Genomic DNA, 19550 nt, shown 5'->3' with positions numbered 1-19550 from the left:
AACTGTCAACCACTCAACCGGTCCATTCCGTCAGGGATATATCCGGTCCGAACATGCGCACGGACTCCTCCCCTCCGGGGAGGATCGGGGTCGCGGCCGTCACGACCGGTTGATGAAGGCCGCAGACCGCCACCTCCCCGCAGGGGAGGACGGAGGCCGAAGGCCGGAGGGTGGGGAGGGCGGCGGGCCGGCTCGCCGGGACGAGCGAACGGCCCCACCGCCCGCGCTGCGCGCGGACTCCTCCCCTCCGGGGAGGAAGCGAAGCCGCTACGCCTTCGCCTCGTCCACCACGCGCTTGGGGATCAGTTCGCCCGCCACGTCGCCGATCTTCGGGCGCTCCAGCGCGACGAAGGGCAGCGGTCGGCAGACGGCGATGGCGGCCAGCCCGAAACGGGCCGTCATGATGCCGTTGAGCACGCCCTCCCCCAGCCGCGCCGAGATCCGCGCGGCGATGCCGAGCCCCAGCGCCTGCTGCATCAGTCCGTCGCCGACCGCGACGCCGCCGGTCACCGTGAGATGCGTGAGTGCCGCGCGCAACAGGCGCAGGAAGCCGAGCATGCCCGGCCGCGCGCCGTAGATCGCCGAGACCCGCCGCAGCACGCGCGCGGCGTTGAAGATCACGAAGCCGACATCGATCGCCGCACGCGGCGAGAGCGCCGTGACGAGGGAGACCTGCTTGGCGGCGTCCGCCACCGCGCGGGCGGCGCGGTCGTCGAGGTCGGCGAGCAGCTCGCGCTCGGCGATGGCGAGGCGATCCTCCGCGTCGAGGATCTCGTCGGCGACCTCGTGTATGCGCCCGCGGGCGCGCGCCGTCTCCGGCCGGGCGGCGTAGAGCGCGACGACCTCGGCCACGACCCGCTTCGCCGCCTCCCCGTCGCGGGCCTCGCGCGCGGCGAGCGCGCGCTCGCGCAACGCCTCGATCTTCTTCTCCCGCCACAGGCCGACGAGCTCGCGCCCGACGAGCACGGCCAGCGCCACGATCGCGAGCGCCAGCGCGGCGAGCCCCACCCAGCCGAGCCACGGCGCGGCCTCGAACAGGCCGCGCACGAGGCTCTCGGCCGCGAGGCCGAGCGCGAGCGCAACGAGCGCGGAGAGCGCCGAGAGCAGGATGCCGCCCCAGGGCAGCCCCTTCCTGCGGCCCATCGGCACCGGCGTACCGTCGGCGGCGTCGAGGATCTCCTCGGGCTGGACCTCGATGCGCACGCGGGCGGGGCGATCCGCCTCCTCGCCGAGGCGGGTCTCGGCGACGTCGGGGTCGTCCAGACGGAAGGCGCGGGGCTTGCGGGACATCGGGTGCGGTCTCCTCACGCCAGCCGATCGCCGATCAGGAACTCGATCGCCCGGTCGAGCCGGATGTGCGGCAGGCGCGGCGCCCGCCCGCCGGGGTCCGGCTTCGGCTCGGGCGGGCGAAAGCGCGGGAAGCGCAAGCTTCCGGGCGGCACGGCGCCCTCCAGCACCGCCGCCGCGCGCTCGGGCAGCTCGCCGGGGAAGACGGCGGCACGCGTCGCGCCGTCGAAGACCGCGCCGTCGATCGTCTCGCCGGCTTCCGGAACGCCCGCGACCGCCTCGAGCCGCGTGCCGTGCTCGTGGACGAGCGTCTCCTGGGTGGCGCGCACGGAGGCGAGCGCCACGGTGCCGACCTTCGCGCCGGCCGCCTCACCGCGCTTCACCGCACGCTCGACGAGCAGGCGCAGCACCGCCTCGAGCCGCGCATGGCTCGTCTGGTGGACGTGATCGGCCTTCGTCGCCGCGAACAGCACGCGCTCGGCGCGCGGCGCGAACAGGCGCGAGACGAGCGTGTTGCGCCCGGACCGGAAGGCGAGCAGCACGCGGTCGAGCGCGCGCTCGAGCTCCGCCAGCGCGCCGGGGCCGCCGTCGATGGCCGCGAGCACGTCGACCAGCACGATCTGCCGGTCGATTCGCTGGAAATGCTCGCGGAAGAAGGGGCGCACGACGTGGTGGCGATAGGAGTCGAAGCGCCGCTCCATCAGCGCGCCGAGACTCCCGGGCTTCGCGCGCGCGCCGGGGGCGAGGCGCAGGGGGGCGAAGGTGAGCGCCGGCGAGCCCTCCAGGTCGCCGGGCATCAGGAAGCGCCCCGGCGGCGTCGTCGCCACCGCCTCCGGCCCCGCGCGCAGGGCGACGAGATAGTCCTTGAAGGCGCCGGAGAGCCCGGCGATCGCCGGCTCGTCGGGATCGGCGCCGGGGTCGATCGCCGCGAGCGCCGCGAGGAAGGGCGCGGCGAGCGGGGCCCGGTCGGGCCGCGCGGCGCCGTCGAGCACCTCGCGCGACCACTCGCCGAAATCCTGGTCGAGCAGCGCGAGGTCGAGCAGCCATTCGCCGGGATAGTCGACGATGTCGAGGTGCAGCCGCGCCGGCCCCGAGCGCCAGGCGCCGCGTCCGCGCTCGTAGTCGATGTCGACGCGCAGCTCGCTCACCCGCGACGTCGAGGCCGGCCAGCGGCGCTCCTCCGCGAGCATGCGCAGGTTGTCCTCGTAGGCGAAGCGCGGCACCGCGTCGTCCGGCTGCGCCGCGAGCCGCGCGCGGCGGATGCGGCCCTCGTGCGAGGCACGGAAGGCCGGCAGCGGGACGTTCTGGACGAGGTTGTGCACGAGCGCCGTCGTGAACACCGTCTTGCCCGAGCGCGCGAGCCCGGTCACCCCGATGCGCACGCCCGGGTCGACCGTGCGCGACGCGTAGTCCCCGAGGCTCGCGAGGACGTCGAAGGCGCTGGAGGCGAAGGAGGGTACGGGCACGCGCGTGGGACCGGAAAGACGAGAGGACGCTCGCCCTCACTTAGGGACGAAAGGGCGATTTCCCAAGCGCAGCGTCGCAGCCGCCGCAGACCGCCTCCTCCCCCGACCGGCCCCACCGCCCGCGCCGAGGCGCGGACTCCTCCCCGTCGGGGAGGAAGCAGGGCCGCGGATTACGCCCCCGCGTCGGCGAGCCCCTTGGGCGTGACGAACCGGTCGAGTCGGCCCTCACGCGGCACGACGTCGGCCCACCGCTCTGCGTCGAGATCGATCACCGCGATCGCGGCGGTGGGGAACTTCTGCTGCAGGCGCGCGAAGGCGTAGCGGTCGCCGTACCCGACGAGCGTGGACGCGAGGTCCTCCATGCCGGGATTGTGGCCCACCAGCATGAGCGTGCGCACGGCGTCGGGCGTCTCGCGCACGACGCCGAGCAGGCGCTCGGCCGGCGCCTCGTAGATACGGGGCTCCTCGCGCGTCTCGACCGGGCCGATGGCGGCGCCGGCGAGGCCGAAGGTCTCCTGCGTGCGCCTCGCGGACGAGACGAGCACGAGATCCGGCAGCAGCGCCTCCGCGGCGAGGTAGGCGCCCATGCGCGGGGCGTCGGCGCGTCCGCGCGCATCGAGCGGGCGGTCGTGATCGTCGACGCCGTCGGGATAGGCGGACTTGGCGTGGCGGAAGAGGATCAGGCGTCTCATCGCACCGGTGTAGCATGCACGTCGGCGTGCGAGGAGATCCTCGTCGCGCTCGGGCGGCGCGGGGCGTCAGATCTCCATGACGTCCGTCACGTGAACCGGCCACCTCCCCCGCCCCAGGAATACCGCGTCGACCCGGAACGACCAGCCCGTATCCGCCCAGCGATTGCGGCTGCGCCAGGCGCGGATCGCCTTGGCGAGGCGGCGGCGCTTCTGCGGGGTGACCGCCACGCGGGCGTCGTCGAGGGCGGCGCGGGCCTTCACCTCGACGAAGAGGACGACGCGCCCGCGGCGCATCACGAGGTCGATCTCACCGCCGGGCACCCGCCAGCGCCGGGCGAGCGGGCGCCAGCCCTTCAGCATCAGCGCCGCGAGCGCCCGCCATTCGGCGAAGGCGCCGTGCGCGAGCGCGCGGCGGCGGCGCGCGCGACCGACGTCGGCCGGAACCACGGGCGCCATCGTCAATCGCGCCAACGGGGGCGGTGGCCGCCCGCCTGGGCCGACGTGCCGCCGGGCTCGACGGAGATCTTCACCCTGTCGGAGGCCGGCTCCACGGCGATCTCGGTGCCCGCCCCCATGCCGAGGAGCGCGAAGGAGACCCCCATCAGCTCCTCGATCTGCGCGATCATCGCCGTCTCCATCATCGAGCCGAAGGCGAGCGCCTCCGTCTGCAGGCCGGTCTGGACCGGCCGCGGATCGGAGACCATGGTGACGACGGAGAGCGGCATCCTCGAAGCCCCGGCCCTGCGGCGCCGCTATCGAGCGGTACCGGCCCCGCATTGTCAAGCCGGCCGCGGTGCACGTCGCGCGCCCGGCGCCGGCACGCGCCCCTGGCCAAGGGCGACGGCACGCCATACCTATGACGAGGGCTCTCCACGCGGCGAGGCCCCACGGAGGCTCCATGATCCGGCTGATCCTCAACGGGCGCGAGACCACGCTCGACGTCGACCCCGAGATGCCCCTGCTCTGGGCGCTGCGCGACCATGCCGGGCTCACCGGCACGAAGTACGGCTGCGGCATCGCGCAGTGTGGCGCCTGCACGGTCCATCTCGACGGCGCGCCGATCCGCGCCTGCGTGACGCCGGTGTCCGCCGTCGAGGGCGCGGCGATCACCACGATCGAGGGACTCGACGGACCGGTCGCCGAGGCGGTGCGGGCGGCCTGGCGCGATCTCGACGTCGTGCAGTGCGGCTACTGCCAGTCCGGCCAGATCATGGCCGCGGTCGGCCTCCTCGCGCGCACCCCGTCCCCCACCGAGGACGACGTCGCCGCCGCGATGGACGGGAACCTCTGCCGCTGCGGCACGTACCAGCGCATCCGCGCCGCGATCGGCGACGCCGCGACCCGGCTCGGCTGAGGGCGGCCGACTCCGGCGTCAGCGCGCGCCGGCGAGGCGCGCCAGGTCCACCACCGGCTCGTCCCCCGCCGCGGCGCGGATGTTGCCGAAGAACTGCCGGGCGCTCTCGTGCCACGTGAAGGTCTCGCCGTAGGCGCGGCACCGGTCGCGGGGGATCTCGAGGGCGGCGAGGGCCGCCTTGCGCAGGTCGTGATCGAGGACGCCGCAGCCGCTCGTGCCGACGACGTCGAGGGGGCCGGTCACCGGGTATGCGGCGATCGGCAGGCCGGAGGCGAGCGCCTCGAGCAGCACGATGCCGAACGTGTCGGTGAGGCTCGGGAAGACGAAGACGTCGGCGCTGGCATAGACCTCGGCCAGCGCCTCGCCGGTGTGCGCGCCGATGAAGCGTGCGTCGCGATAGCGCCGCTCCAGATCGGGCCGGGCCGGGCCGTCGCCGACGATCACCTTCGTGCCGGGCAGGTCGAGCTTCAGGAAAGCCTCGAGGTTCTTCTCCACGGCGACACGGCCGACGTAGAGGAAGATCGGCCCCGGTGCATCGACCACGCGGCTCGCGCGCGGACGAAACAGCGTCGTGTCGACGCCGCGGCCCCAGCGCAGCACGTTCCTGAAGCCACGCTTGACCAGCTCCGCCTCGAGCGAATCCGTCGCCACCATGATGCCGCGGCCCGCGTTGTGGAACCGGCGGATGGCGCGGTAGACCCAGCGCTCCGGCACCGGCGCGCGGGCGGACACGTATTCGGGAAACCGCGTGTGGTAGCTCGTCGTGTAGGCGAAGTCGTGGGCGAGGCAGATGCGGCGCGTGGCGATGCCGATCGGGCCCTCGGTGGCGATGTGGATGTGCGTCGGCGCGAGCTCGGCGATCTTGCGCGCCACCGCGCGCGGGCGCGCCAGAGCGAGACGGATCTCCGGATAGGTCGGCATCGGCAGGGAGCGGAAGTCGAGCGGCGTCAGCAGCACGATCTCGGCGTCGAAATCCGCGGCGTGCGCGATCATCTGCTCGATCGAGCGCACGACACCGTTGATCTGCGGACGCCAGGCGTCCGTCGCGACGAGGAGACGCATCAGGCGACGGCTCGCGAGCCCGATGCGGACACCGACGCCGGCCCCCTCGCGGCTGCGGCGGCGACAGCGGCGCCGCCGTCCGTGCGCCGCGTGAGACGGGCGGGGCGCACGGGCTCGGGCAGCGGCTGCGGGGGCGCGCCGTCCGCGGCGGCGAGGGCCGCCGCCGTCTCGGCCCAGCGGACGAGCTCCAGCCGGCCGTCGTAGTGCTCGACGATCGCCGTGCAGCTCTCGACCCAGTCGCCGCAATTGAGGTAGCGCACGCCGTCGATCTCGCGCTGGGCCGCGTGGTGGATGTGGCCGCAAACGACGCCGGTGGCGCCGGAGCTGCGGGCCTCCTCCACAAGGAACTCCTCGAACTTGGAGATGAAGTTCACCGCGTTCTTCACCTTGAGCTTGGCCCAGGCCGAGAGCGACCAGTAGGTCAGGCCCAGCCGCCGGCGGATCACGTTGACGTAGGTGTTCGACAGAAGCGCCAGAGAGTAGGCCCAATCGCCGCGATGCGCCAGCCACTTGGCATGCTTGACCACGACGTCGAACTGGTCGCCGTGGATGACGAGCAGCCGCTCGCCCGCGGCGGTCTCGTGCAGGGCGCGCTCGCAGACCTCGATGCCGCCGAAATGGGCGCCGATATAGTCCCGCAGGAACTCGTCGTGGTTGCCCGGCACGTAGATCAGCCGGGTCCCCTTGCGCACCTTGCGGAGCAGCTTCTGCACCACGTCATTGTGGGACTGCGGCCAGAACCAGCCGCCCCGCAGCTTCCAGCCGTCGATGATGTCGCCCACGAGATAGATCACGTCGGCATCGTAGCGCCGCAGGAAGCCGAGCAGCAGGTCGGCCTGGCAGTCCCGCGTCCCCAGATGAAAATCCGAGAGGAACAACGTCCGAACGCGGATCGCTTGATCGTCGTCAGTCACTCTTCGGCTCCGCTCCGGCTGTTTGGGCGACAAGAACCGATTCTCCATTGCACTTTGATGACGCCGGCGGGCTCCGTCGTCCGGCAGCGATGATCCGACGCGGCCGCTGCTGGATCGACACCAGCAGGAGTTGACGGAGTGGGAGGCCTCGGAGGGTTCCATGCGCGGAGCGCGCAGCGGCGGCGTCGTCGACGACGCTTCCCGCCGGCGCTGCGTGCGTGCATAGATGCGGGCTCTTCCCCCGGAGCGGAATGCCGTGAAGCCCGCCCTCGGCGTCAGCCTCAAGATCCTCTCGGCCCTCGCCTTCACCTTGATGGCGGCGACGATCAAGCTCGCCTCCGAGCACTTCCCCACCGGCCAGCTGATCTTCTTCCGCTCCGCCTTCGCGCTGGTGCCGCTCGTCGTCTGGCTCGCGCTGACCGACACCGTGGTCAACGCCGTACGCACGCACAATCTCAAGGGACATCTCCTGCGCAGCATCATCGGCTCGACCGGGATGGTGCTCGGCTTCTCGGCGCTTGCCAACCTGCCGCTCACGGAGGCGGTGGCGATCGGCTACGCCGCGCCGCTCCTCGTCGTCGTGCTCGCCGCGCTCCTCCTGCGCGAGACCGTGCGCGCCTACCGCTGGAGCGCGGTCGCGGTGGGGCTCGTGGGCGTCCTGATCATGCTCTCGCCGCGCCTGGGAAGCGAGGCGTTGACGGAAGGCGCGTCGCTCGGCGCGCTCTTCGGCATCGGCGCCGCCTTCTGCACCGCGGGCGCGACGATCCAGGTCCGCCGCCTCACGGCGACGGAGCGTACCGGTGCGATCGTGTTCTACTTCAGCGCGGTGACGACGCTGATCGGCCTGTCGACGGTGTTCTTCGGCTGGGTGACGCCCACCCTCCCCCAGCTCGCCGTGCTGGTGGCGATCGGCATCCTCGGCGGCATCGGCCAGATCCTGCTCACCGAGAGCTACCGCTGGGCGGACGCGTCCCTCGTCGCGCCCTTCGAGTACACGACGATGATCTGGGCGACGCTGCTCGGCTGGTTCGTGTTCGGGCAGTGGCCGGAGCAGGCCGTGATCGCCGGGGCGGTGCTGGTGACGGCGTCGGGGATCTTCGTCATCTACCGCGAGCGCAAGCTCGGGCTCGAGCGCCGCAAGGAAGTGGAGATGTCCTCGCAGCGGCCCGGCTGAGGTCCGCCTGCGACGCCGCGGCACACGGCCTGGACTCCGCTGCCGCGAGGTGGTGGAAGAGGCGCGCCGCCCCCTCCGCCGAGACGCTCCCCTCGCATGACCGCCCTCCCCTCCACCGACGTCGACACCGCGTTCGCGCGCTACGAGGCCGTCCGCGCGCGCCTGCCGCGGGCGCGGTTCCCCACGGCGAGCCGCGAGGCCGCGACGCTGAGCGACGTCGCCGACGCCTACGACGTCTTCGTCCTCGACGCCTTCGGTGTCCTGAACGTCGGCGAGCGGCCGATCGCCGGCGCGGTGGGACGGGTGGCCGAGCTGCGCGCCCGCGGCAAGCGGCTCGTCGTCCTCACCAACGGCGCCACGCACCGGCGCATCGACGCGCTCGGCAAGTACGGCGCGCTCGGCTTCGATTTCGCCTCCGACGAGGTCGTGTCGAGCCGCGACGTCGCAGCCGCCGCCCTCGCGGCGAGGCCGGCCGGCATGCTCTGGGCCGCCGCAGCGGGTCCCGGCGCGCGCTTCGACGATCTCGGCGCGAGGGTCGCGGATCTCGCGGAGGACCCTGCGCTGCTCGATCGCGCCGACGGCTTCCTGCTGCTCTCCAGCGCCCGCTGGGACGCCGCCGCGCAGGAGCGCCTCGTCGCGGCGCTCGCCGCGCGCCCGCGGCCGGTCGTGGTCGCGAACCCGGACCTCGTCGCGCCGCGGGAGCACGGGCTGAGCCTCGAGCCCGGCTGGTGGGCGCACGACCTCGCCGATCGCACGGGCCTCGCGCCCGCCTTCTACGGCAAGCCCTACCCGGACGCCTTCCGCGCCGTGCGCGCTCTGCATCCCGACGTGCCGCCGGAGCGCGTCGCCATGATCGGCGACACCCTGCACACGGACGTCCTGGGCGGGCGCGCGGCGGGATTCGGTACGGTTCTGATCACTGCCCACGGCCTCTTCGCGGGGCACGACGCGCGCGGCTTCGTGGCCCGCTGCGGCATCGTGCCGGACGTGATCTGCGAGACGACCTGAAGGCGCGTCAGGTCCGCCGGGCTGTGACCGGCCCGCGCGCCTGCGCGAGCGCACCCTCGGAGAGCTCGAGGGCGAGGAAGCGCGCCGGATCGACGGGCCCGGGCATCGCCAGCCGTCCGCGCGGCACGGCGGCGAAGCCGAAGCGGCGGTAGTAGGGCTCGTCGCCGACCAGCAGCACGAGCCCGTGCCCGACGGTGCGCGCGGCGGCGAGCGCGCGGGTCATCAGCGCCGCGCCGATGCCGCGGCTCTCGAAGGCGGGCTCGACGGTGAGCGGCCCGAGGATCAGCGCCGGCACACGCCCCGCCCAGATCGGCGAGAGGCGCACCGAGCCGACGAGCAGCGTCCCCACGTTCGCGGTGAAGGAGAGCGCCGGATCGTGCGCCGCGCCTTCTCGCAGGCGATAGGCCGAGCGGGCGAAGCGTCCGGGCCCGAACGCGCGTTCGTGCAGCCGCTCGATGGCGTCGGTGTCGCCGGGGACTTCCGGCCGGATGGTGAGGGAGAGCTCGGTCATGGGCAAGGATCGCGGATCGGATCGCGGGAAGGGCGCGCGGTCGGGCGGCCAGGAGCGGGACGGATGGCGCAAACGCAAGCGGGGCGCGGCCGCCGCCGCGCGGTCAACGCGCTCGTCGTCGCTCGGCTCCCGCTCTCATCAGAACCTCCCCCACGCGCGGATCGACGCCACGCGCGATCGCTCTACCAGCCTCCCGGACGCGCGTCTACGTCGGCGCGTCTCGGGCGCCGCCCCCCCGCTCACCAGCGCGCGCCGATCTCGGCGCCGTCGGCGAGCTCGGCCAGCCGCCGCTTGGTGCCGGGCGTGACGTCGTCGGGCAGCGCGCGCAGGGCGAAGAAGCGCGCCTCGGCGATCTCGCGGGCACGGCGTTTCGAATCGTCGCGGGTGAAGTCCTCGACGACGTACACGAGCACGTGGTCGCGGTTCGAGACCGCGCTGTTGAAGAAGGCACCGTGCAGCCGCGCGGGGCCGGCGAGCGTGACGCCGGCTTCCTCCTCGAGCTCACGGGCGAGCGACTCGACCGCCGTCTCGCCGGGCTCGATGCCGCCGCCGGGCAGGTGCCAGCCGGGGGTATATGTGTGGCGCACGAGGAGGACCCGCTCGTCGGCGTCGAGCACGATCGCCCGCACGCCCATCGTCATGCCGCGGGTGATGCGCCACAAGACATGGAGCAGCATGCGCGGGACGCGCGGGAGCATGCGGTCGGTGTCGCGCTCGGGCATCATCCCCTCCAGGCCGCCCGTGCGCCCCCAGAACGTCGCCGTACCCGGCATAGCGCGCCGCGGGCTCGCGGGGAACGCCGTCTTCGCACGGTGCAGGGCGCCGCCGCGATCACGGCGTGGGCTCGGCCGCGGGGACCGGCGCCTCGACACGGCAGGCGAACCCCTCCGGCGCGAAGTCGAAGCGCACCGTGGCCTTCAGCTCGTTGCGCAGCACGCCCTCGATCATCCGGAGCCCGAAGCCCTGCCGCTCCGGCGGCGCGACCGCCGGTCCGCCGGTCTCCAGCCAGTCGAGGACGAGGCGCGGCTGCACTCCGTCCTCGATTCGCCAGACGAGGGCGATGCACCCCTCATCCGAGGACAGCGCCCCGTGCTTGCGGGCATTCGTGCACAGCTCATGGAGCGCCATCGTGACGTTGACCGCCTGCTTCGGCTCCAGCCGCAGGTACGGCCCGTCGAGCCGCAGGCGCTCCGGCTCCACCGCGCAGCCGGCCAAGGCCTCCCGCGCGAGCACCGCGAGCGGCGCACCGTCCCAGTTGCGCCGGGTGAGGACGTCGTGCGACGCCGCGAGCGCCCGCAGCCGACCCTCGAACGCGACGAGCCCGGCCCGCGGGTCTCCACCGTAGGCGAAGCTCTGGCGCGCGAGGCTCTGGACGAGGGCGAGCGTGTTCTTGACCCGGTGGTTGAGCTCGTCGACGAGCAGGACACGATGACGCTCGGCGCGTTTGCGCTCGGTGATGTCGGTCGAGATGCTGCCGACGCCGATCAAGGTGCCCTCGTCATCGCGCAAGGGGAACTTGGTGGAGATCGCATGGCGCACCTCCCCGCCCGCCGTGACCGCCTCCTCCTCGAAGGTCATCGGGCGGTTCTCCTGCAGGATACGCAGGTCGTTGGCGCTGTAGGGCTCGCCGCCGCCGAAGCGGTCGCGGTCCGTGAGCCCTATGAGGTCGGCCGGGCGAGCGATGCCGAAGGCGTCGAGGTAATGGCGGTTGGCCAGGATGTAGCGGCCTTCGAGATCCTTTGCGAAGGCGTAGCTGGTCGAGTTGTCGAAGAAGGCGCGCAGCAGCGCCTCCTCCGTCATCCGGCCCAGGACTGCCGCTCCCGCTCGTTCCTCTTCGTCGTCCAAGCGAATCGCCCCCAAGCGGCACATCGCCGCCCGTCCAGACTAGCGCCTCGCGCTCCGGGCCTGAAGCCGCGGCGCGGTCGCGGCACCGCGCAGCCGCTCAGAGCGGCTGCGCGCGCCAGATCTCGGCGGCGTATTCCGAGATCGTCCGGTCCGAGGAGAACCAGCCGATCCGCGCCGTGTTCAGGATCGCCATGCGCCACCAGGTCGGCTGGTCGGCCCAGAGGGCGTCGACCTCGCGCTGGGCCTCGTAGTAGGCGTCGAAGTCCGGCGCGACGAGGAAGTGGTCGTTGCGGTTGAGCGCCTCGATGATGGGGTCGAACCGCGTCGGGTCCTCGGGCGAGAACACGCCGGTCTCGATCTCGTAGAGCACGCGGGTGAGCCGGGTCGAGCGCTCGTCGGGCGAGAAGCCCGCCTTGCGCTTGGCCGTGACCTCGTCGGCCGTGAGGCCGAAGATCACGATGTTCTCCTCGCCCACGTGCTCGCGGATCTCGACGTTCGCCCCGTCGAGCGTGCCGATGGTGAGCGCGCCGTTGAGCGCGAGCTTCATGTTGCCGGTGCCCGAGGCCTCCATGCCCGCCGTCGAGATCTGCTCGGAGAGGTCGGCGGCGGGGATGATCGCCTCGGCGAGCGAGACGTTGTAGTTGGGCAGGAACACGAGCTTGAGCCGGTCGCCGACCACCGGATCGGTGTTGATCACGCGGGCGACGTCGTGGGCGAGCTTGATGATGAGCTTGGCCTGCGTGTAGCTCGCCGCCGCCTTGCCGGCGAAGATCTTCACGCGCTTGGGCCAGGACCGCTCGGGATTGGCCTTGATCGCGTGGTAGAGCGCCACGGTCTCGAGCACGTTGAGCAGCTGGCGCTTGTACTCGTGGATGCGCTTGATCTGCACGTCGAACATCGCGGTCGGATCGACCCGCCAGCCGGTGCGCTGCGCGATGATCTCGGCGAGCGCCTCCTTGTTGGCGTGCTTCACGGCGGCGTAGCGGGCCTGGAAGCCCGGATCGTCGGCATGCGCCTCGAGCCCGCGCAGCGCGCCGGGATCGTCGAGCACGCGCTCGCCCAGCGTCTCGACGAGGAGCGACGTCAGCGCCGGGTTGCACTGCTGCAGCCAGCGCCGGAATGTGACGCCGTTGGTCTTGGAGACGATGCGGTCCGGGAAGAGCGCGTGCAGGTCGGCGAACACCGTCTCGCGCATCAGCTCGGTATGCAGCGCCGAGACACCGTTGACCTTGTTCGAGCCGAGGAAGGCGAGGTGGCCCATGCGCACGCGCCGGCCGTGGGATTCGTCGATCAGCGAGACCGAGCGAATCAGGTCCTGATCCTGCGTCGCGCCACGCGAGACCGCCTCGAGATGGTGCCAGTTGATGCGGTAGATGATCTCCATGTGGCGCGGCAGCAGGCGCTCCATGAGCTGCACCGACCAGGTCTCGAGCGCTTCCGGGAGGAGCGTGTGGTTGGTGTAGTTCAGCGTCTGCCGGGTCAGCCGCCAGGCGTCGTCGTAGGCGAAGCCGTGGACGTCGATGAGCAGCCGCATCAGCTCCGCCACCGCGATCGCCGGGTGGGTGTCGTTGAGCTGGATCGCGGCCTTCTCGCCCAGGTTCTCGAGCGTGCCGAAGGCCTGGACGTGGCGGCGCACGAGGTCCTGCAGCGACGCGGCGGTGAAGAAGTACTCCTGGCGCAGGCGCAGCTCGTACCCGGCCGGCGTCGCGTCCGACGGGTAGAGCACCCGCGAGATCGCCTCGATGCGCGCCCGCTGCGCCATCGCGCCGACATAGTCGCCGTGATTGAAGGCCTCGAGCGCGATCGGGTGCGGCGCCTTGGCCGCCCACAGGCGCAGCGTGTTCACGTGTGCGCCGCGCCAGCCGACGACGGGCGTGTCGTAGGCGGCGGCGAGCACCTTCTCGCCCGGATGCCAGACGCGGCGCACCGAGCCGTCGTCGCGCGGCTCGTCGACGACGTGGCCGCCGAAGCCGATCTCGTAGGCGACCTCGGGCCGCTCGAACTCCCACGGATTGCCGAAGGACAGCCAATCCTCGGGGATCTCGCGCTGCCAGCCGTCCGAGACCGCCTGCTTGAACAGCCCGTAATCGTAGCGGATGCCGTAGCCGTAGGCCGGGAGCTTGAGGCTCGAGAGGCTCTCGATGAAGCAGGCGGCGAGGCGCCCGAGGCCGCCGTTGCCGAGCGCCGCGTCGGGCTCGGCCTGGCGCAGGCGATCGAGATCGACCCCGAGCGGGGCCAGCGCCTCGCGGGCGGTCTCGATGAGCCCGAGATTGCCGAGCGCGTCGAACAGCATGCGCCCGATCAGGAACTCGAGCGAGAGGTAGTAGACCCGCTTCTTGCCGCTGGCGTAGGTCCGTCGCGTCGAATCGATCCAGCGATCGACGATGCCGTCGCGCAGGGCGAGGATCGTCGCCACGAGCCAGTCGTGCTCGCTCGCGCGGCTCGAGTCCTTGCCGACGGCGTAGAGCAGCTTCCGGAGGATGGCCTCCCGAAACACGGCGGGGTCGACGATCGCGTCGATCGCGGGCGCGCCGGCGGGCAGCGGGCCGTGGCCCACGGTGGCGGGCGCGGGAGCGGCGCCGGCTGCGGACGCCGCCGCAGCGGCCGCGCTCGCCGAGGCCGAACCGGACGTCGCCTTCCGCGGCTTGCGGGCGGGTTTCGCGTCGGCACGGGAGGCGGTCGCCACCTCGACCGTCGCCTCGGCTTCGACGCTGGTCACGCCGTCGTGCTTGCGCGTGGGGGAGCGCTTCAGGTTCTGATCGACCACAGACATCGTCCTCTTGCAGGCTCGTGCCGCGCGCCTGCGGGCGCGGATCCGGCTACGGATGCCGCCCTCGAACGCCGCCGCGATGGCGGAATCGGGGCGCGGGGGCGACGCACGTCGTCGCACCGGGCCGGCATGCGCACCGGCCCCTCCCCGTCGGCGCGGAGTGGAACAGCGGCGCGCGCGGATGTCAAACCCGCTCGAGCCGCCGACGCGGCCTTTTGCGCCACGGTGTTGCGGGAATGTCGAACGCGGCCTTGAATCGTTTCGCAAAAATCTCGGCACCAATGCCGAGCATCCGCAATCGCCCTGACGTCAACCGGCGTCCGCGGCGGACCCGACCGCGCGCGGCGCCGTCGCCATCAGACCGTCGTAGAGCCCGCGCATGCGCTCGCGCCAGGCGGGGACCGGGTCGTCGTCGGCGAGCGGGTCGAAGGCGCTGATCGCGTGCGCCCACTGGAAGCTCCCCGCGATCGCGTAGTCGGCGTAGGCGGGACGCTCGCCGGCGAGGAAGGGCGCCTCGCCCAGCGCGGTGCGCAGTGGCGCGAGGCTCGCGCGGAACGCGCCGAGCCGCTCCTCGCGGCCGGCCTGGACGTCCTCGAGCCGCGCGCCGAAGCGCGCCTCGCGGCTCTCGCGGAAGTAGGCGGCGTCCTCCCCGTCGAGCGCGGCCCAGATGTCGGCGACGACCATGCGCGCGAGCCCGGCGTTGAGCACCCCGTCCGCCCAGGCCGCCACGAACCGCGCAGCCGCGACGCCGCCGGGAAACAGCGTCGGCGCGTCCCGGTAGGTCTCGTCCAGGTAGCGGGCGATGGCGAAGCTGTCCGTCACCACCCGCTCGCCGTCGACGAGGACCGGCACCCTGCCCTGCCCGGAAAAGCCCAGCGCCTCGCGCTCGGTGAAGCGCCAGGGCCGCGCCTCGCAGGCGACGCCCTTGTGGGCGAGCGCTAGCTTCACCCGCCAGCAATAGGGGCTGAGCCGCACGGCGGGGTCCGCCGCGCACAGGTCGTAGAGGACGCGTGCCGCCATGCCCGCCGCCTCAGCGCTTGAGGGAAGCGGCCGTCTGCCCGAAGAGGATCTTCTTGTCCTCCTCCGACATCGGCTGGCCGGAGGGGCGGACCTCCTCGCCCTTGGCGTAGGCGCGGATCGTCGCCGGCCGCTCCTTGATGGCGTGGAACCAGCGCTTCAGGTTCGGGAAGTCGTCGAGGTCCTGTCCCTGGCGCTCGTAGGGAACGATCCACGGGTAGGACGCCATGTCGGCGATCGTGTAGGCGTCGCCCGCCATGAACTCACGGTCCGCCAGGCGCCCGTCGAGCACGCCGTAGAGCCGGTTCGTCTCCTTGACGTAGCGATCGATGGCGTAGGGAATCTTCTCGGGCGCGTACTGCTTGAAATGGTGGTTCTGCCCGAGCATCGGCCCGAGCCCGCCCATCTGCCAGAACAGCCATTGCAGCGTCTCGGCCCGCCCGCGGACGTCGGTGGGCAGGAACTTGCCCTCCTTCTCCGCGAGATAGACCAGGATCGCCCCCGATTCGAACACCGACACCGGCGCCCCGCCGCCGGCAGGCGCGTGATCGACGATCGCAGGCATGCGGTTGTTGGGGGCGATCTTCAGGAAGTCCGGGGCGAACTGCGCGCCCTTGCCGATGTCGATCGGCTTGATCGCGTAGGCGAGGCCGGTCTCCTCGAGAAACATCGTGATCTTGTGGCCGTTGGGGGTCGGCCAATAGTACAGGTCGATCATGGGGGATCCTCGGGCGTGGGGAGCGCCGGCGGGGATGACCGCGCGGCGGATTCGTGGGCGGGAGATTAGGGGAGGATGCGGGGCGGGGCAAGGGTCGAGGGGCGCACGATCGGGTGAGGGTCGACGCCTGTACCGTGTGTGGTACACTCCGACCGAGGAGATCCCACCCATGCATCAGCCCATCGGCTCGACCTTCGACTCCTTCCTCGAGGAGGAGGACATCGCCCCGGAGGCGCGGGCGCATGCGATCAAGCGCGTGCTCGCCTGGCAGATCGAGGAGGCGATGCGGGCCGAGGGACTGTCGAAGAGCGCCATGGCGCGGCGGATGAAGACGAGCCGCGCCCAGCTCGACCGGCTGCTCGACCCGGGCAACGACAAGGTCCAGCTCGACACGCTCCAGCGCGCCGCGGCGGCGGTGGGCCGGCGGCTGACGATCGAGCTGTCGTAAGCCCCCCTCACCCAACCCCCACCCGCCGATAAACCCCCTCGTACCCCCGCACCGAACCGTCCCACCCCATCGGGCGGGTCATCGCCGCGCGGCGCATCGACATCAGGCGGGAGCGGGCGCGGAAGGCGTCGAGCGCGCGGCGGATGGCGTCGAGGAAGGCCGGCAGGCTCGGGCGGTCGAAGAGGAAGCCGGTGACGCCGTCGTCGATCGTGTCGGCGAGGCCGCCGGTGCGGGTCGCGATCGGCAGCGAGGCGAAGGCCTGGGCGTACATCTGCGAGAGACCGCAGGGCTCGAAGCGCGAGGGCATCAGCAGGAAGTCCGAGCCCGCGTACATGCGCCGCGCGCGGACCTCCTCGTAGCCGATGTCGACGCCGACCATGCCCGGGTGGCGGCGCGCCAGCGCCCGCAGCTCGCTCTCGAAGCGGCCCTCCCCGCGGCCCGTCACCACGATCTGCCCGCCGTCGGCGACGATCGCCTCCGCCGCGTCGATGGAGAGGTCGACGCCCTTCTGGTGGACGAGCCGCGAGATCACCGCGAAGAGCGGCCCGCCGGTCTCGGAGAGGCCGAAGGCGCGGCGCACGGCGGCGGCGTTCGCCGCCTTGCCGTCCCAGGCGTTGAGCGCGAACGGGCTCTCGAGGTGCGGGTCGGTCGCCGGGTCCCAGCTCGCGTCGATGCCGTTGACGATGCCGGTGAGCCGGCCCTGCTCGGCGCGGAGGCGAAGCAACCCGTCGAGCCCGCAGCCGAGCTCCGGCGTCGTGATCTCATGGGCGTAGGTCGCAGACACGGTGGTGACGTGGTCGGCGTAGGAGAGGCCCGCCTTGAGGAAGGAGAGCTTGCCGTGGAACTCGACGCCGTCGAGCCCGAAGGCGTCCTTGGGCACGCCGAGCCGCTCCATGCGGGCGGGCGAGAACAGGCCCTGGTAGGCGAGGTTGTGGATCGTGATCACCGAGGGCACCCGCACGCCCTCCCAGTGCGCGTAGGCCGCGGCGAAGCCGGTCGGCCAGTCGTTGAGGTGCATCAGGTCGGGTCGCCAGCCCGGCGCGCCGGCGCCGCGTGCGATCTCCACCGCGGCGAGGCCGAGCCGGGCGAAGCGGATGTCGTTGTCGCGCCAGTCCACCCCGTCCGCGTCGCCGTAGGGCGTGCCCTCGCGGTCGAACAGCTCGGGGGCGAGCACCACGTAGATCACGAGCCCGTCGGGCGTGACGAGCTCGCCCAGCGCGCAGGCCGGCACCCCGCGATGGGCCGGCAGCCGCGCGACCACGCGGATCTCGGGATGCGCCGCGACGATCTCGCGATAGCCGGGGATGAGGACGCGCGCGTCGATGACACCGCGCATCGCCCGCGGCAGGGCGGCGGAGACCTCGCCGAGACCGCCGGCCTTGACGAAGCCCGTCATCTCCGGCGTGACGAACAGGACGCGCGTCTGACGGCGGGCACGCGCCTCGGCGCGCGAACGCTTCGCCGCGGCACCCTGCGGCTCGCCCGACCTGTCGGCCGCCATCCGCGCGGGTGCGGTGCTCATCGGTTCACCCCTCGATTTCCGGACGTCACATGAGACGTTAGTGCAACGCGCGAAGCGGCGCCATGGCTTTGGTGCCGCATCGCGCAAACCGCGTGCACGAATGCGAGGCTCGCATCGGTATCTCTCCCGAGTGTGGATAACGAGCATAACCGGGAGAGCCGATCGTATCCGCCCGTGGCGGCGCGCGCCCGCGCTATGGTCCGCACGAGCTCGGCGTTCCAGGAGGTGCGTTTTCCCCCCGGTGGCGTATTCGCCAGTGGCGTATCACCCAGTGTCGTATCACCCAGTGTCGTATCCCCCAATGGCCTTTTCCCAAGTGGCCTTTTGCCAAGTGGCCTTTTGCCCAGTGGCGTTCGTCCCATCAGCGTTCCCCCGCTGGCATGTCGCCAGTGGCGTTCCCCAAGTGGCGTTCCCCCAGTGGCGTTCCCCCAAAGACGTGAGGCCGACGTCCCGGACGTGCGGCCGACGGAGGATGACGGTCGTGCTCGACAGGGAGATGACGAATCGCGCGCCACCCGCGCGGCGCGGCGCGCGTGGCGCGACCGCTCGCGGCGCGCACGCGCCACGTCCGGTGCATGCGACCGACGGCGCCGACGCCGCCCCGCGCCGGCACGAGGTGGTCGTGCAGGGCATGCGCATCTCGCTGCCGGCGCTGCGCTTCATGGAGATCCCGCCGCCGGGACCGCTGCGCCGCTAGCGGCGATCTCATCGGCCGCGAGCCGCTCGAGGACAGGGATGCTCTCCCCCATCGCGAGCCCGCGCGCGCGGTTGGGCGCGTTGCCGTCCCGCGCGCGCCGGTAGACGCCCTGGAGAATCGCCGCGAGGCGAAACAGCGAGAACACGACCGCGTAGCGCCAGTGCGGCAGCGCGGAGAGGCCGCGCCGGCGCATGTAGGCCTCGAGATAGGCCGCGTCCTCCGGCAGGCCGAGGTCGGCGCGGTCGACTCCGCCGAGCCCGGCGAAGGCCGCCCCCTCCGCCGGCAGCCGCCATTGCACGACCTGATAGGCGAGATCCGCCAGCGGATGGCCGAGCGTCGACAGCTCCCAGTCGATCAGCGCGACGACGCGCGGCGCGTCCGGAGCGAGGATCATGTTGTCGAGCCGGAAGTCGCCGTGCACCAGCGCGGCCGGCGCGTCGTCGGGAGCGGGCTCGGCCTCGAGCCAGGCGATGGTCTCGTCGAGGAGCGGGCGCGGCGCGGTCTCGCTCGCGCGGTAGTTCTCGATCCAGCGCCGGGTCTGGCGGGCGAAGTAGCCGCTCGGCCGGCCGAAATCCGCGAGCCCCAGCGCCTGCGGATCGAGCCCGTGCAAGGCGGCGAGGGTGGCGTTCATGGCGTCGTAGACGCGCCCGCGCGCGTCCGGCGCGAAGCCCGGCAGGCGCGGATCGTGCACGACCCGCCCCTCGACGTGATTCATGACGTAGAACATCGTGCCGGCGACGTCCGGGTCGGTACACAGGCAGCGCACGCGCGGCACCGGGACGGAGCTCCCGGCCAGGGCGGCCATGACGCGGTGCTCCCGGTCGACCGCGTGCGCGCCCTTCAGGAGCACGCCCGGCGGCTGGCGGCGCAGCACGAAACGGCCGCCGTCGGCCTCGATCAGGAAGGTCGGGTTCGACTGCCCGCCCGCGAGCGGCGCCATCGCGCGCAGGCGCCCGAAGCCGGGGATGGCCTGCGCGAGAAAGGCCTCGATCCGCGCGGCGTCGCGCGCGAGCGGCGCGCCGGCGCCCTCCCCGTCCCGAAGATCGTCCACGCGCGCGCCTCGCT

General features: G+C 72.5%; 20 protein-coding genes. 5 read left to right on the top strand and 15 right to left on the bottom strand.

All coding sequences use genetic code 11. The features are described 5' to 3' along the window. Window positions 1–267: 267 nt before the first annotated feature. The 5 genes from ACTZWW_RS15765 to ACTZWW_RS15745 form a co-directional block, all read right to left on the bottom strand. Window positions 268–1290, bottom strand: coding sequence for a YcjF family protein (locus ACTZWW_RS15765; RefSeq protein ID WP_444781921.1), 1023 nt, complete (start codon window positions 1288–1290; stop codon window positions 268–270). 14 nt (window positions 1291–1304) lie between these two features. Further along, window positions 1305–2753, bottom strand: coding sequence for a YcjX family protein (locus ACTZWW_RS15760; protein WP_444781920.1), 1449 nt, complete (start codon window positions 2751–2753; stop codon window positions 1305–1307). A 170-nt stretch (window positions 2754–2923) separates the two neighbouring features. Next, complete coding sequence (locus tag ACTZWW_RS15755) at window positions 2924–3445, bottom strand: SixA phosphatase family protein (RefSeq protein WP_444781919.1); 522 nt, start codon at window positions 3443–3445, stop codon at window positions 2924–2926. A 66-nt stretch (window positions 3446–3511) separates the two neighbouring features. Continuing rightward, window positions 3512–3901 (bottom strand): YraN family protein, encoded by a 390-nt coding sequence (locus tag ACTZWW_RS15750; protein WP_444781918.1) that lies wholly within the window; start codon window positions 3899–3901, stop codon window positions 3512–3514. Between the two features lie 2 nt (window positions 3902–3903). Then, window positions 3904–4170: a hypothetical protein gene (locus ACTZWW_RS15745; protein WP_444781917.1), complete on the bottom strand. Its 267-nt coding sequence runs from the start codon at window positions 4168–4170 to the stop codon at window positions 3904–3906. 173 nt (window positions 4171–4343) lie between these two features. Here ACTZWW_RS15745 and ACTZWW_RS15740 point away from each other — a divergent pair, with 173 nt between their 5' ends. Beyond that, window positions 4344–4799 (top strand): (2Fe-2S)-binding protein, encoded by a 456-nt coding sequence (locus ACTZWW_RS15740; protein ID WP_444781916.1) that lies wholly within the window; start codon window positions 4344–4346, stop codon window positions 4797–4799. Window positions 4800–4817: 18 nt separating this feature from the next. On the opposite strand, the gene ACTZWW_RS15735 is transcribed toward ACTZWW_RS15740, so the two are convergent. After that, window positions 4818–5861: a glycosyltransferase family 4 protein gene (locus tag ACTZWW_RS15735; RefSeq protein ID WP_444781915.1), complete on the bottom strand. Its 1044-nt coding sequence runs from the start codon at window positions 5859–5861 to the stop codon at window positions 4818–4820. Continuing rightward, entirely contained in the window at window positions 5861–6823 is a 963-nt protein-coding gene (locus ACTZWW_RS15730) for a UDP-2,3-diacylglucosamine diphosphatase (RefSeq protein ID WP_444781914.1), read from the bottom strand. The genes ACTZWW_RS15735 and ACTZWW_RS15730 overlap by 1 nt, the downstream gene beginning before the upstream one ends. 208 nt (window positions 6824–7031) lie before the next feature. On the opposite strand from ACTZWW_RS15730, the gene ACTZWW_RS15725 reads away from it, so the two are divergent. Together ACTZWW_RS15725 and ACTZWW_RS15720 are read left to right on the top strand one after the other, a co-directional pair. Continuing rightward, window positions 7032–7949: a DMT family transporter gene (locus tag ACTZWW_RS15725; RefSeq protein ID WP_444781913.1), complete on the top strand. Its 918-nt coding sequence runs from the start codon at window positions 7032–7034 to the stop codon at window positions 7947–7949. A 96-nt stretch (window positions 7950–8045) separates the two neighbouring features. Continuing rightward, window positions 8046–8957, top strand: coding sequence for an HAD-IIA family hydrolase (locus ACTZWW_RS15720; RefSeq protein ID WP_444781912.1), 912 nt, complete (start codon window positions 8046–8048; stop codon window positions 8955–8957). Window positions 8958–8964: 7 nt separating this feature from the next. Here ACTZWW_RS15720 and ACTZWW_RS15715 read toward each other — a convergent pair whose 3' ends face one another. From ACTZWW_RS15715 to ACTZWW_RS15690, 6 genes are all read right to left on the bottom strand, one after another. After that, window positions 8965–9468, bottom strand: a complete 504-nt coding sequence (locus ACTZWW_RS15715) for a GNAT family N-acetyltransferase (RefSeq protein ID WP_444781911.1) — start codon at window positions 9466–9468, stop codon at window positions 8965–8967. A 239-nt stretch (window positions 9469–9707) separates the two neighbouring features. Beyond that, on the bottom strand, window positions 9708–10190 hold the full coding sequence (locus ACTZWW_RS15710; protein WP_444781910.1) for an NUDIX domain-containing protein: 483 nt from the start codon (window positions 10188–10190) through the stop codon (window positions 9708–9710). A gap of 109 nt (window positions 10191–10299) precedes the next feature. Continuing rightward, a complete protein-coding gene (locus ACTZWW_RS15705; RefSeq protein ID WP_444781909.1) occupies window positions 10300–11313 on the bottom strand; it encodes a sensor histidine kinase in 1014 nt (337 codons plus the stop codon). A 97-nt stretch (window positions 11314–11410) separates the two neighbouring features. Continuing rightward, window positions 11411–14086, bottom strand: coding sequence for a glycogen/starch/alpha-glucan phosphorylase (locus tag ACTZWW_RS15700; RefSeq protein WP_444781908.1), 2676 nt, complete (start codon window positions 14084–14086; stop codon window positions 11411–11413). A gap of 306 nt (window positions 14087–14392) precedes the next feature. Then, the gene (locus ACTZWW_RS15695) at window positions 14393–15103 is read right to left on the bottom strand and encodes a glutathione S-transferase N-terminal domain-containing protein (protein ID WP_444781907.1); all 711 of its coding nucleotides are present in this window, start codon (window positions 15101–15103) and stop codon (window positions 14393–14395) included. Between the two features lie 10 nt (window positions 15104–15113). Further along, window positions 15114–15818: a glutathione binding-like protein gene (locus ACTZWW_RS15690; protein ID WP_444781906.1), complete on the bottom strand. Its 705-nt coding sequence runs from the start codon at window positions 15816–15818 to the stop codon at window positions 15114–15116. A gap of 169 nt (window positions 15819–15987) precedes the next feature. Here ACTZWW_RS15690 and ACTZWW_RS15685 point away from each other — a divergent pair, with 169 nt between their 5' ends. Then, window positions 15988–16266, top strand: a complete 279-nt coding sequence (locus ACTZWW_RS15685) for an XRE family transcriptional regulator (RefSeq protein WP_444781905.1) — start codon at window positions 15988–15990, stop codon at window positions 16264–16266. A gap of 7 nt (window positions 16267–16273) precedes the next feature. Here ACTZWW_RS15685 and glgA read toward each other — a convergent pair whose 3' ends face one another. Further along, complete coding sequence (gene glgA / locus ACTZWW_RS15680) at window positions 16274–17788, bottom strand: glycogen synthase GlgA (protein WP_444781904.1); 1515 nt, start codon at window positions 17786–17788, stop codon at window positions 16274–16276. Between the two features lie 481 nt (window positions 17789–18269). Here glgA and ACTZWW_RS15675 point away from each other — a divergent pair, with 481 nt between their 5' ends. Continuing rightward, window positions 18270–18485 carry a hypothetical protein gene (locus ACTZWW_RS15675; protein ID WP_444781903.1) on the top strand — a complete coding sequence of 72 codons (216 nt, stop codon included), beginning with the start codon at window positions 18270–18272 and terminating at the stop codon, window positions 18483–18485. Here ACTZWW_RS15675 and ACTZWW_RS15670 read toward each other — a convergent pair. Further along, window positions 18448–19536, bottom strand: a complete 1089-nt coding sequence (locus ACTZWW_RS15670; RefSeq protein ID WP_444781902.1) for a phosphotransferase family protein — start codon at window positions 19534–19536, stop codon at window positions 18448–18450. The genes ACTZWW_RS15675 and ACTZWW_RS15670 overlap by 38 nt on opposite strands. Window positions 19537–19550 lie beyond the last annotated feature (14 nt).

The organism is Salinarimonas sp. NSM, from assembly GCF_052380005.1.
Lineage (GTDB): Bacteria > Pseudomonadota > Alphaproteobacteria > Rhizobiales > Beijerinckiaceae > Salinarimonas.
Note: the sequence above shows the minus strand (reverse complement) of the source record. Positions and strands in the feature narration are given on the sequence as shown.